The organism is Roseitalea sp., assembly GCF_984466335.1.
Map to the genome: position 1 here is coordinate 1 of NZ_CFIFWG010000100.1, position 11,288 is coordinate 11,288.

Genomic DNA, 11,288 nt, shown 5'->3' on the forward strand with positions numbered 1-11,288 from the left:
GTCATCCCGAGGTCTATATCCTGATCCTGCCGGCCTTCGGCATCGTCAGCCACATCGTGTCGACCTTCTCCAAAAAGCCCATTTTCGGCTATCTTGGCATGGCTTATGCGATGGTCGCCATCGGCGTCGTCGGCTTCATCGTCTGGGCGCACCACATGTACACGGTCGGCCTGTCGCTCGACACCCAGCGCTATTTCGTCTTCGCCACCATGGTCATCGCGGTGCCCACCGGCATCAAGATCTTCTCGTGGATCGCCACCATGTGGGGCGGCTCGATCGAGTTGCGCACGCCGATGCTGTGGTCGATCGGCTTCATCTTCCTGTTCACCGTGGGTGGCGTGACCGGCGTCCAGCTTGCCAATGCCGGCCTCGACCGGTCGCTGCACGACACCTACTATGTGGTCGCCCACTTCCACTACGTGCTGTCGCTGGGCGCGGTCTTCGGCATCTTCGCGGCCTGGTACTACTGGTTCCCGAAGATGTATGGCTACATGTACAGTTCCTTCATCGCGCGGCTGCACTTCTGGGTGACGTTCATCGGCGTCAACCTGATCTTCTTCCCGCAGCACTTTCTGGGCCTGGCCGGCATGCCGCGCCGCTATATCGACTATCCGGACGCCTATGCGGGCTGGAACACGGTTTCCTCCTGGGGCTCCTATCTGTCGGCGGTCGGGGTCCTGATCTTCCTTTACGGCGTGTTCGAGGCGTTCGCGCGCAAGCGCGAGGCGGGCGCCAATCCATGGGGCGAGGGCGCGACCACGCTCGAATGGCAATTGTCCTCGCCGCCGCCCTACCACCAGTGGGAACAGCTTCCGCGCATCAAGTAACAAGCATACGCGCCTTTGAGCGGGGCAGGACGCGCGGCGGTGCCCCGCCGAACATCACCAAGAGCCGGACCACCGGCCGTCTCCCCGGATGAACCCGGGATATTCGTTGGGACAGGAGAGTGGCCGCATGGCACTCGTCGAGGAAATCAAGACAGGCCAGCCGCGCGTTTCCGAGGCGACGCCGCGCGACTATTTCGACCTGCTCAAGCCGCGCGTCATGTCGCTCGTCGTCTTCACGGCTCTGGTGGGCATGCTGGTCGCGCCGGGCGCGATCAACCCGGTCATAGCGGCCTTCGCGATTTCGGCGATCGCGGTCGGGGCGGGCGCCTCGGGCGCGCTGAACATGTGGTATGACGCCGACATCGACGCCGTGATGAGCCGCACGGCGGGGCGCCCGATCCCGGCGGGCCGCGTCGGCCGCGAGGAGGCGCTGGTCTTCGGCGTCATCCTGTCGGCGCTCTCGGTGATGACGCTGGGCCTGATCACCAACTGGGTCGCGGGCGGCCTTCTGGCATTCACCATCTTTTTCTACGCCGTCATCTACACCATGTGGCTCAAGCGGACCACGCCCCAGAACATCGTCATTGGCGGCGCCGCCGGTGCCTTTCCGCCGATGATCGGCTGGGCCGTCGTGACCGGCACCATCACGCCCGAATCGGTCGTCCTGTTCATGATCATCTTCCTGTGGACGCCGCCCCACTTCTGGGCGCTCGCCCTGTTCAAGCTGCGCGATTACGAGATCGCCGGCATGCCGATGATGCCCAACGTCGCCGGCGAGCGCCATACAAAGCTTCAGATGCTCGTCTATTCGGTGCTGCTCGCCGCCTTCGCCATATTGCCCTGGCCGCTCGGTTTCGCCGGCCCCGTCTACGGCGCGGCGGCGATCCTTCTGGGCCTGAACTTCGTCCGCCATGCGATTGCGGTCTGGCAAATGGCCGACGGCGATGCGACAATGGCGCCCGCCAAGAAGATGTTCGGCTTCTCGCTGACCTACATGTTCGCGCTGTTTGCCGTCCTCTTCGTTGAAACGCTTGCCATGCGGGTGCTGACGTGAGTGCGATGACCCAGGACCGGATGACCCAGGACCGGCAAGACCGCCAGACGATGCGACTGACCGATGTGCAGCAGAAGGCGCGCCGCAAGCGATCGGTCGCGATTGGTCTTTGCCTGGCCGCCTGCGTCGTCATCTTTTACGTCGTGACGGTCATCAAGCTCGGTCCCGACGTTTTGAGCCGCCCGCTTTAGGAGCAGACATGAACACCGCCGACATGCCCGCCGACGACGGCAAACAGCGCCGCGCCAATGTGCGCGTCGCCGCCGCCTGCCTCGCCTTCTTTGCGGGCATGATCGGCCTCGCCTACGCCTCGGTGCCGCTCTATGAACTGTTCTGCCGGGTCACCGGCTTTGGCGGCACCACGCAGGTGGCCGACACCGCGCCGGTCCAAGTGCTCGACCGGACGATCAATGTCCGCTTCGACGCCAACACCGGTCCGGGCCTAGGCTGGGAGTTCGGTCCCGTCGAGCGCCAGGTGACGCTGAACATCGGCGAACTCAAGCAGGTTGCCTACGCCGCGCACAATTGGCGCAAGGTCGCGAGCACCGGCTCGGCCACGTTCAACGTCACGCCGCAGGCCGCCGGTATCTACTTCAACAAGATGGAGTGCTTCTGCTTCACCGAGACGACGCTTGAGCCGGGCGAGCACATGGACATGCCGGTCGTCTTCTTCATCGATCCGGCGATCGTCGATTCCAGGGAGCTCCAGGACATTTCGACCATCACCCTGTCCTACACCTTCTTCAACGTGGACGTGCCCGCCGAGACCGCCGCCATAGCGCCTAGCGCGCCTGTCGGGATCGAACCGCGGCCGGACGAGGCGACCGCCGTCCGCAACGACGACAATCGGGGATGACGCCCATGGCCGACACGCACGCCAAGAATCACGACTACCACATTCTCGATCCAAGTCCCTGGCCGCTGACCGGCTCGATCGGCGCGCTGGTGACGGCGATCGGCGCCATCGGCTGGATGCAGGCCTTGCAAGGCAACGAGTTCTCCTTTCTCGGCCTTCCGATGGCGAACCCTTGGACCTTCCTGGCCGGCATGCTGATCGTGCTCTACACCATGATCGGCTGGTGGTCGGACACGGTGCGCGAATCGCTCCAGGGGCACCACACCCGCGTCGTCTCGCTGCACCTGCGCTACGGCATGATCATGTTCATCGCCTCCGAGGTGATGTTCTTTGCGGCCTGGTTCTGGGCGGTGTTCGATGCCAGCCTGTTCTATGACGAGGCCATCCAGGTCGGCCGCATGGAGTATACGGGCGGGCAGTGGCCCCCGGCCGGGCTCGCAGTGCTCGATCCGCTGCACCTGCCGCTTTACAACACGGTGATCCTGCTGCTGTCGGGCACGACCGTGACTTGGGCGCACCATGCGCTGCTGCACGATGACCGCGACGGGCTGAAGATGGGCCTGTGGCTGACCGTGCTGCTCGCCATCCTGTTCATGGGCGTCCAGATCTACGAATTCGTCATCGCGCCCTATTCCTTCTCCGGCTCGCTCTACGGCGCCACCTTCTTCATGGCGACCGGCTTTCACGGCTTCCATGTCTTTGTCGGCCTTGTGTTCCTCGCGGTCTGCCTCATCCGCGCCTATGCGGGCCACTTCACGCCCGAAAAGCATTTCGGTTTCGAGGCGGCCGCCTGGTACTGGCACTTCGTGGACGTCGTCTGGCTGTTTTTGTTCTTCGTCGTCTATGTCTGGGGAACCTGGGGCGCGCCGATCTATCATCACTGATCCGAACTGTGTCGGGTGTCGGGGCGGCCGTGGAAACGCGGCCGCCCCGTTTCCATATGAGCCGTGAGATGAGCGCACCGACCCGAACCGAAAAAGGCATGCCCGGCCGCCGCTTTCCGTGGCTGGTCCTCGCCTGCGCCGTGCCGGTCCTGGCCGTGCTCATCTGGCTGGGCACATGGCAGGTGCAGCGTCTGGCGTGGAAAGAGGATCTGCTGGCGACGATCGACGCCCGCATCGCGAGCGCGCCCGCGCCCGCCACGGGGATCGCGCGCATCGCCGCCCGGGGCGGCGACATCCGCTACCGGCCGGTCGAGGCCACGGGCGTCTTCGCCCACGACCGCGAGCAGCATTTCTTCGCCACCCATCGCGGTGCTTCGGGCTATTTCGTCCACACCCCGCTGGAGATGGCCGGGGGCGCCGTCGTCCTGGTCAATCGCGGTTTCGTGCCGTTCGGCCTGAAGGAGTCGGAGACGCGGCCGCAGAGCCTGACCGGGGGCACGGTGACCGTGCGCGGGCTGGCGCGCGCGCGTCTGGCCGGAAAACCGTCCTTCATCGTGCCCGGCAACGATCCGGCCGGAAACATCTACTATTGGAAGGACTGGAACCTGATGGTCGCACGGGCCGGCTATGGACCGGACGATGTGCTGCCCTTCTTCATCGATGCCGACGAGACGCCCAATCCCGGCGGCTTGCCCGTGGGGGGCGTCACGCGCATCGACCTGCCCAACAATCACCTGCAATATGCCCTCACATGGTACGGGCTCGCCCTGACGCTGGTGGTGGTCGCGGGCGCGTTCGTTTGGCGGCGGCGGCATTGACGGCCACCAATGCGTCGACCTGCTCGGTTGACATACGGCTTTGACGGTCCCTAATCAGGAAGGACAACGGAAGCGAACATGAACGTCCACGCTACCAAGCCGCCGCTGACGATCCGCCTGTGCGAACCGCGCGGCTTCTGCGCGGGCGTGGAGCGGGCGATCCAGATCGTCGTGCTGGCGCTGAAGAAGCACGGCGCGCCGGTCTATGTGCGCCACGAGATCGTGCACAACAGGTTCGTCGTGGAGGCGTTGCGCAATCGCGGCGCGGTTTTCGTCAAGGAGCTTGAGGACATTCCGCCCGAGCATGCCGACCGGCCCGTGGTCTTTTCGGCCCATGGCGTGCCGAAGTCCGTGCCCGCCGATGCCCAGGCGCGCAACCTGTTCTTCCTCGATGCCACCTGCCCGCTCGTCTCCAAGGTGCACAAGCAGGCCATGCGCCATCGGCGCCTGGGGCGGCACGTGCTGCTGGTCGGCCATGCCGGCCATCCCGAGGTGATCGGCACCATGGGGCAACTGCCCCAGGGCGCGGTCACGCTCGTCGAGACCGTCGAACAGGTGGCGGACCTGGCCGTCCCGGACGAGGACAATCTCGGCTATGTGACGCAGACCACCTTGTCGGTGGACGATACCGCCGATGTGGTCGCCGCGCTCGCAAGGCGCTTTCCGGCGCTCACCGCGCCGTCCTCGGACAGCATCTGCTATGCCACCACCAACCGGCAGGAGGCCGTCAAGGCGGCCGCGCCCGGAACGGACATCTTCCTGGTCGTCGGCGCGCCGAACTCGTCGAACTCGATGCGCCTGGTCGAGGTGGCCAGGCGCCATGGCGCGGCCGACTCCATGCTCGTCCAGCGCGCCGGCGACATCGACTGGGACCGGATCGGCCCGGCGGCGACGATCGGCATGTCCGCCGGCGCATCGGCGCCCGAGATCGTCGTGCAGGAAATCATCGACGCGCTGCGCGAACGCCGCGAGGTCACCGTCGACATCGCCCTGACCGCCAAGGAGAACGAACTGTTCCCCGTCATGCGCGCCTTGCGCGATACGCCCCTGACCGGCGCCGACATGGCGTTCGTGAACGGCACGCCGAACTGACCGACGCAGCGTCTTGGCCGTCTACACCGATATCTCCGAGGATCAGCTTCGCGCCTTTCTGGCGCCCTACGGTGTGGGCGACCTTCTGTCCTACCGGGGCATTGCCGAGGGGGTCGAGAACTCCAACTTCGCCGTCCATACGCGCGGCGGGCAGTTCATCCTGACGCTCTACGAAAAGCGCGTGAACCGGGCCGACCTTCCCTTCTTCCTGGGCCTGATGGACCATCTGGCGACCAAGGGCCTGTCCTGCCCGCTGCCGGTGCGGCGCGCCGACGATGGCATGCTCGGCGAACTGGCCGGCCGGCCGGCGGCGATGGTGACCTTCCTCGAAGGCATCTGGATGCGGCGCCCCCGCCCGGTCCATTGCGCCGGCGTCGGCGCCGGCATGGCCCGGATGCACCTGGCCGGCGCCGATTTCGCCATGCGCCGCCGCAACGGGCTGACGCTGGAGGACTGGCGGCCGCTGTGGGGCCAGTGCCGCGACGCCCACCCGGCGATGGAGACGGCGTTGGTCGGCGAGGTCGAGGCCCTGCTGGCTAGGCTCGAACGCGACTGGCCGCGCGGCCTGCCGCAGGGGACCATCCATGCCGACCTGTTCCCGGACAATGTCTTTTTCCTCGACGACCGGCTGTCGGGCATCATCGACTTCTATTTCGCCTGCACCGACGCGCTCGCCTATGACGTGGCCGTCGCGCTCAACGCCTGGTGCTTCGAACGCGACCACTCGTTCAACGTCACCAAGGGCAGGGCGCTGCTCGACGCCTACACCGCCGTCCGGCCGCTGACGTCGGCGGAGGTCGCCGCATTGCCGATACTGGCCGCCGGCGCCGCGCTGCGCTTCATGCTCACCCGGCTTTACGACTGGGTGACGACGCCCGAGGGCTCGCTCGTCGTCAAGAAGGACCCGCACGAATATATGCGCAAGATGCGTTTCCACCAGACGGTCGGCTCGGCGACCGAATACGGCCTTGGCGCGGCCGTCAGGGCCACCGCCTGAGCCATGGCCGACGAAAAGCACATCACCATCCACACCGACGGCGCCTGCTCGGGCAATCCCGGTCCGGGCGGCTGGGGCGCGATCCTCGAATATAATGGCAAGCGCAGGGAACTGTCGGGTGGCGAGGCCGAGACCACCAACAACCGGATGGAGCTCATGGCCGCCATCCGTGCGCTGGAGGAGCTCAAGGGCGGACCGCACCGGGTCGACCTCTATACCGATTCCGCCTACGTCAAGGACGGCATTTCCGGTTGGATCCACGGCTGGAAGAGGAATGGCTGGAAGACCGCCGCCAGAAAGCCGGTCAAGAACGTCGAATTGTGGCAGGCGCTCGATGCGGCGACCGGGCGCCAGAAGGTGACGTGGCACTGGCTCAAGGGCCACGCCGGCCACGCACAGAACGAACGCGCCGACGAACTGGCGCGCCGGGCCATGGAGCCCTTCAAGCAAAAGCGGAACGGCGCGCGCCGGGCGAAGGCGGGCGATGGCTGATCCGGGCGCGCCGCAAGGCGCGCCGGTTCTTTGCCGATGCAGTCCGATGGCGGGCGAGGGGCTTCAGCCGAGCCGTTCGAGCATCTTTGCCGCGCCCGAAACGGTGACTTCGCCGGGATTGTCCTCCACGTTGACGGCAGTGACGGCGCCGTCCTCGACCAGCATCGAATAGCGCTTCGAGCGCACGCCCAGCGCTGCCGCCGAAAGGTCGATGTCCATGCCGATCGCCCGGGTGAAGGCGCCGTCCCAGTCGGCGATGAAGCCGATCTTGTCGATGCCGCCCGCCTGTTCCGCCCAGGCCTGCATGACGAACGGATCATTCACCGACACCACCGCGATTGCGTCGACGCCCTTGGCGAGCATCTCCTCGCGATTGTCCAGATAGCCGGGCAGGTGGGTTGCGGTGCATGTCCCGGTGAACGCGCCGGGCACGCCGAACAGGACCATTTTCTTGCCGCCGAACACCTCGGCCGTCGCGGCATCGGTCGGCCCGTCTCCGGTTATCGTCTTGACTGTGATCTCTGGCAGCTTGCCGCCGGTCTTGATCGTCATGGTCGTCGTCCTTTCCGTTTGTGAACCGATGCCGCACAGATAGGCCGCAAGCGACCTTGCGGAAAAGCCCGTAAATCAAAAAAGCGCTATCGCGCCTTGGCGGCGACCGGAATGCTGTGGGCGGCTTCGTAGCTCAGCGCGCCGGACCGGACGGTGAGGTTCGCCTCGACCGCGCGGTCCGTGCCCGCCGGCCTGGCCGGTTCGAGCGCGAACCGGGTCTCGCCATCGGACGAGGCGACGATCCGCGGCGGCTTGAACTGGGTGCCGTCCGGCGCATGGACGAACAGTTGCGGCGAGGCGCCCGCATCATGGGCGACGGCGATGATGGCTTGCCCGCCCTGCGTGGCCTCGGACACCGTCACCGCAAGGCCGTCGACGGGCGCGCCCGGCAGCGCCGCATGCGCCGCCTGGACACGCGCCGAAGCCAGCGTCGTGCCGTTGGCGTAGGCGACGCGCAGGTCGAACTCGGCCTCAACCGGAATGCAGATGTCCTCGCATATGCCCAGGAAGACGCTTGCGTTCAGTTGGGCCACGCCATCGGCCGTTCGCGACACCGTAAAGGGCAGCGCGACCGGTGCGTCATAGCCGGCGAAGTCGCCATAGGGATTGTCGATCCAGACCGGTGCCGGGAAGTGGATGCGCGGGTCGGTCAAGCCGCTGCTGCCGTCAATGCTCAATCGCGGCGGGATGCCCGAGGCGCCTGGATCGCGCCAGTAGGTCTTCCAGCCCGGCGCCAGCCGGACATCGATGATCCCGCGCAGCTGTGTATCGCCCTGCCGGGGCGGCGCGATCACGAGCCGGATGTCGCCGCCCGCCGTACCGAACCAGCCGCTCGCCTGGGCGTTCGCCTGAGCGGTCGCCAGCGCCGCCAGCACAGACGTTGCGAGCAGGGCAAACAGGATTTTCGCGCGTTGCGTCATTTGCCTGCGTGTATGGCGAGGCCGGGCTTGTCGATCAATATGGGCGTTCGGCCGGCGGCCTCATAAGTTCGTGATCCGTCCGTGCGGCGCCCGTCGGCAACAAAAGCAGGCTCCGGGACTTCTCATTTCGCGCGCCGCTGCTACGCTGGCACGATGACAATCGTCAGACAGAAGGGCGCAGCCACCGGCGCCGGCCAGTTCGAGGGCCGTTTCCTGGTCGCCATGCCCGGCAAGAACGCATCGATCTTCGCCGAATCGGTGGTCTATGTGTGCGCGCACAGCGACGATGGCGCGATGGGCTTCCTTCTGAACAAGCCGGCGCCCATGACCCTGTCCGAACTGATCGGCCAGACCGAGTTCGGCAAGGCGGTCGCGCTCGACAGCGCCCGGGTGGATGGCGTGGCCGGACCGGTGCGGATCGGCGGGCCGGTCGACGAGCATCGCGGCTTCGTCCTGCATTCGGGCGACTATGCGATCGAGGCGACGATACCGGTCTCCGAGACGATCTATCTGACTTCGACGGTGGAGATTCTCAAATCGATCGTGGCGGGACAGGGGCCGCGGCGGGCGGCGATCGCGCTTGGTTATTCGGGTTGGAGTGCCGGCCAGCTCGAACGGGAAATCCGCGACAATGCCTGGCTGACCATGGAAGCCGACCCCGACATCGTGTTCGCCCACGATCACGAAGGCAAGTACCGGGCGCTGATCGACCGGCTGGGGATCGGCGCGGCCAACTTCATCCCGGAGGGTGGCCGCGCCTGACCGGCGCCGGCATGCGTTCTATTCGGCCGCCTTGCCCTGGCGCGCGGCGGCCGGGCCCTGCTGCGCGATCAGGGCGGCCGCCTCGTCGGCGGTCAGCGGCTGGCCGGTGACGAAGCCCTGAAGGTAATCGGCGCCCATTTCGGCGAGCAGGCGCGCATCCTCCTCGTCCTCGATGCCCTCGGCGACGACCGTCAGGTCGATCGCGTGCGCCATGTCGATGATCGATTTGAGGAGCGCGTCGCGCCCGGCGGTGATCGGCCGCATGAAGGACCGGTCGATCTTCAGGACATCGAACGGGAACCGCGACAGGTAGGACAGCGACGAATAGCCGGTGCCGAAATCGTCGAGCGCCAGACCGACGCCCAGCGCCTTGACCCGTTCGAGCACGCGCACATTCTGTTCGGGGTTCTGCATCAGCGAGGTTTCGGTGATCTCGACGCGCAGCGTGTGCGTGCGCTGCGGGTGCCGCGCGAGGATCCCGGCGATCTGGCTGGTGAAATCGCGCCGGACCAGTTGCTGGCTCGAAACGTTCACGGAGACGAAGACCGGCGTGTCGGTCAGCGCCGTCTCCCACTCCATCAACTGCATCGCCGCCATCTCCAAGGCATGGGCGCCCAGTTCGCCGATCAGGTCGGAGCGCTCGGCGACGGCGATGAATTCGCTCGGCGGCACCTCGCCGCGCCGCGGATGGTTCCAGCGCATCAGGGCTTCGAAACCGGCCACCTCGCCGCGCGCCGCGCGGATGATCGGCTGGTAGACGAGGCCGATCTGTCCGCGCTCGATCGCCCGGTGCAGGTCCGCCTCGATCTGCACCACGTTGGAGCTGCCGTCGCGAAACGCGGGCCTGAACGGCTCGACGCGGTCGCCGCCGAAACGCTTTGCCTGGTGCAGGGCCAGTTCGGCGTCCTTGAACAGTTCCTCGCCGCGCCGGCATTCGGCCGACCACGTCGCGAGCCCCACCGACGGCGTCAGCACGATTTCGCGCTCGGCGAAGCTGACCGGCGTCTTGACGGTCTGCTTGACCGCCTCGGCGAAGGCGGCGATCTCGGCCGGCTCGGTTTCCGAAACCAGGACCACGCCGAACTGATCGCCGCCGATGCGGGCCAGCGTGTCCTGGCTGCGCAACTGCTGCTTCAGGCGCCGCGCCATCGTGATCAAGAGCGTGTCGCCGGCATTCATGCCCACGCTCTCATTGACCTCCTTGAAGCGGTCTATGTCGATGACGAAGACGGTCGGCAGGACCGCCCCCCCGGCCGCCGCCAGAGCAACGGCGGCGCCGATACGGTCGAAGAAAAGCTCGCGATTTGGCAGGCCGGTCAGATTGTCGTGGACCGCATCGTGCAGGAGGCGTTCTTCGGCGCGCTTTTGCGCGCTCACATCGGTGGCCGTGCCGATGCAGCGGATGACCGAGCCGTCGGCGCCGATCACGGGGCGGGCCGAGATCCGGTACCAGCCATGCTGGGTTTCGCCGCTCCGCAGCCGCAACACAAGATCGATCTTTCCGCGCCGTTTTTCGACCACCGCATCGAGCGCGGCGCGGAAGTTCTCGCGATCGCCGGCATGGACATGGCGGAGCCAGTTCTTGGCAGGCCCCAGCAGCGCGGCCGGGCCGAGGCCAAGCTGGAGGCCCAGATTGGGCGTGGTGGTCAGCCGGTCGCGGCCGACATCCCAGTCCCAGACGATGCCGCCCGACCCGGTCACGGCAAGCGCCTGAAGCTCGACGTTCGAGAACAGGTTCTCGTGAAACGCGCCGCCCGAGAACGCGACTTGCAGGATGGTAAAGCCCGTCAGGAGCACGACGAGGACCAGCCCGCCGGCCAGCGCGGGCTGAATGATGTCGTTGTCGACCTGCCCGGTGACCGCCATCCAGCCTGCGGCGACCCAGGCCAGCAGCAGCGACCAGGCCGGGATCAGCATGATCGCCTTGTCGAAACCGCGCAGGCTCAGACCGATGATCAGCGCAAGGCCGAACGCGGCCGTGCCGGCCAGCGCGATGCGGGCGATGCCGGCCGCCACGGGCGGATCATAGGTGAC

The 11,288-nt window shown here is 66.6% G+C and carries 13 protein-coding genes; 10 read left to right on the forward strand and 3 right to left on the reverse strand.

Translation table 11 applies throughout. The features are described 5' to 3' along the window. The 9 genes from AC5E6L_RS10130 to rnhA form a co-directional block, all read left to right on the forward strand. Positions 1–827: cbb3-type cytochrome c oxidase subunit I (locus AC5E6L_RS10130; RefSeq protein WP_491773023.1), on the forward strand; the 827-nt coding region annotated here is incomplete at its 5' end. Between the two features lie 127 nt (positions 828–954). Then, positions 955–1,881, forward strand: a complete 927-nt coding sequence (locus AC5E6L_RS10135) for a heme o synthase (RefSeq protein ID WP_491228654.1) — start codon at positions 955–957, stop codon at positions 1,879–1,881. A gap of 5 nt (positions 1,882–1,886) precedes the next feature. Continuing rightward, positions 1,887–2,072, forward strand: a complete 186-nt coding sequence (locus tag AC5E6L_RS10140; RefSeq protein WP_491228657.1) for a cytochrome c oxidase system small membrane protein — start codon at positions 1,887–1,889, stop codon at positions 2,070–2,072. A gap of 8 nt (positions 2,073–2,080) precedes the next feature. After that, positions 2,081–2,737, forward strand: a complete 657-nt coding sequence (locus AC5E6L_RS10145; RefSeq protein ID WP_491228653.1) for a cytochrome c oxidase assembly protein — start codon at positions 2,081–2,083, stop codon at positions 2,735–2,737. A 5-nt stretch (positions 2,738–2,742) separates the two neighbouring features. Next, entirely contained in the window at positions 2,743–3,621 is an 879-nt protein-coding gene (locus tag AC5E6L_RS10150) for a cytochrome c oxidase subunit 3 (RefSeq protein ID WP_491773025.1), read from the forward strand. Positions 3,622–3,689: 68 nt separating this feature from the next. Beyond that, positions 3,690–4,439, forward strand: a complete 750-nt coding sequence (locus AC5E6L_RS10155; RefSeq protein ID WP_491773027.1) for an SURF1 family protein — start codon at positions 3,690–3,692, stop codon at positions 4,437–4,439. Positions 4,440–4,517: 78 nt separating this feature from the next. Further along, positions 4,518–5,531, forward strand: a complete 1,014-nt coding sequence (gene ispH, locus AC5E6L_RS10160) for a 4-hydroxy-3-methylbut-2-enyl diphosphate reductase (protein ID WP_491773029.1) — start codon at positions 4,518–4,520, stop codon at positions 5,529–5,531. A 13-nt stretch (positions 5,532–5,544) separates the two neighbouring features. After that, positions 5,545–6,528 (forward strand): homoserine kinase, encoded by a 984-nt coding sequence (locus tag AC5E6L_RS10165; RefSeq protein WP_491228649.1) that lies wholly within the window; start codon positions 5,545–5,547, stop codon positions 6,526–6,528. A gap of 3 nt (positions 6,529–6,531) precedes the next feature. After that, positions 6,532–7,020 (forward strand): ribonuclease HI, encoded by a 489-nt coding sequence (gene rnhA / locus AC5E6L_RS10170; protein WP_491228648.1) that lies wholly within the window; start codon positions 6,532–6,534, stop codon positions 7,018–7,020. Positions 7,021–7,083: 63 nt separating this feature from the next. On the opposite strand, the gene AC5E6L_RS10175 is transcribed toward rnhA, so the two are convergent. Both AC5E6L_RS10175 and AC5E6L_RS10180 read right to left on the reverse strand, forming a co-directional pair. Next, on the reverse strand, positions 7,084–7,572 hold the full coding sequence (locus AC5E6L_RS10175) for a peroxiredoxin (RefSeq protein WP_491773032.1): 489 nt from the start codon (positions 7,570–7,572) through the stop codon (positions 7,084–7,086). 86 nt (positions 7,573–7,658) lie between these two features. Beyond that, positions 7,659–8,492: a protein-disulfide reductase DsbD domain-containing protein gene (locus tag AC5E6L_RS10180; RefSeq protein ID WP_491773034.1), complete on the reverse strand. Its 834-nt coding sequence runs from the start codon at positions 8,490–8,492 to the stop codon at positions 7,659–7,661. 153 nt (positions 8,493–8,645) lie between these two features. On the opposite strand from AC5E6L_RS10180, the gene AC5E6L_RS10185 reads away from it, so the two are divergent. Further along, the gene (locus AC5E6L_RS10185) at positions 8,646–9,254 is read left to right on the forward strand and encodes a YqgE/AlgH family protein (RefSeq protein ID WP_491228645.1); all 609 of its coding nucleotides are present in this window, start codon (positions 8,646–8,648) and stop codon (positions 9,252–9,254) included. Positions 9,255–9,272: 18 nt separating this feature from the next. On the opposite strand, the gene AC5E6L_RS10190 is transcribed toward AC5E6L_RS10185, so the two are convergent. Beyond that, the coding region (locus tag AC5E6L_RS10190; protein WP_491773036.1) for a putative bifunctional diguanylate cyclase/phosphodiesterase at positions 9,273–11,288 on the reverse strand (2,016 nt) is incomplete at its 5' end.

Coding starts and splice junctions, on each gene's coding strand:
- AC5E6L_RS10135 (WP_491228654.1), top strand. CDS start 955: ATGGCACTCGTCGAGGAAATCAAGACAGGCCAGCCGCGCGTTTCCGAG.
- AC5E6L_RS10140 (WP_491228657.1), top strand. CDS start 1,887: ATGACCCAGGACCGGATGACCCAGGACCGGCAAGACCGCCAGACGATG.
- AC5E6L_RS10145 (WP_491228653.1), top strand. CDS start 2,081: ATGAACACCGCCGACATGCCCGCCGACGACGGCAAACAGCGCCGCGCC.
- AC5E6L_RS10150 (WP_491773025.1), top strand. CDS start 2,743: ATGGCCGACACGCACGCCAAGAATCACGACTACCACATTCTCGATCCA.
- AC5E6L_RS10155 (WP_491773027.1), top strand. CDS start 3,690: ATGAGCGCACCGACCCGAACCGAAAAAGGCATGCCCGGCCGCCGCTTT.
- ispH (WP_491773029.1), top strand. CDS start 4,518: ATGAACGTCCACGCTACCAAGCCGCCGCTGACGATCCGCCTGTGCGAA.
- rnhA (WP_491228648.1), top strand. CDS start 6,532: ATGGCCGACGAAAAGCACATCACCATCCACACCGACGGCGCCTGCTCG.
- AC5E6L_RS10175 (WP_491773032.1), bottom strand. CDS start 7,572: ATGACGATCAAGACCGGCGGCAAGCTGCCAGAGATCACAGTCAAGACG.
- AC5E6L_RS10180 (WP_491773034.1), bottom strand. CDS start 8,492: ATGACGCAACGCGCGAAAATCCTGTTTGCCCTGCTCGCAACGTCTGTG.
- AC5E6L_RS10185 (WP_491228645.1), top strand. CDS start 8,646: ATGACAATCGTCAGACAGAAGGGCGCAGCCACCGGCGCCGGCCAGTTC.